At 48.9% G+C, this 331-nt stretch carries 1 protein-coding gene; it reads left to right on the top strand.

Annotated elements, in window-relative coordinates; all coding sequences use genetic code 11:
* A partial coding sequence (locus RN22_RS21490) for a VCBS domain-containing protein (RefSeq protein WP_046307603.1) occupies positions 1-331 on the top strand: 331 nt, incomplete at both ends.

Here is a 331-nt window from a genome sequence, read left to right as displayed (position 1 = left end):
TCCAGGTTACTCAGATTAACGGCATAGACCTTAATTTTGACATCGACACTGGCTTCGCAACGGTTGAGTCCCCTGAAGGGACGCTACGTATAAAAGCCGACGGCACCTTTGAATTTGATGCCAAAGACCAGGTATCTCTGAAAAAAGGTGACTCTCAATCGTTCGACTTTGCCTACACCATAGAAGACGCGAAAGGTGACACTGACACGGCCAATGTCAAAATCACCATTGTCGGTGTAAATGAAGCCCCCATCGTCGAGGAAGTCACAGCACGCGCTAGCGAAGACGACCAAACATTTGTTGTCGACCCGCTAGAAAACAGCAGTGACGG

Source organism: Grimontia sp. AD028 (genome assembly GCF_000973155.1).
Classification (GTDB): domain Bacteria; phylum Pseudomonadota; class Gammaproteobacteria; order Enterobacterales; family Vibrionaceae; genus Enterovibrio; species Enterovibrio indicus.
This window is presented reverse-complemented; position numbering and strand designations above follow the sequence as displayed.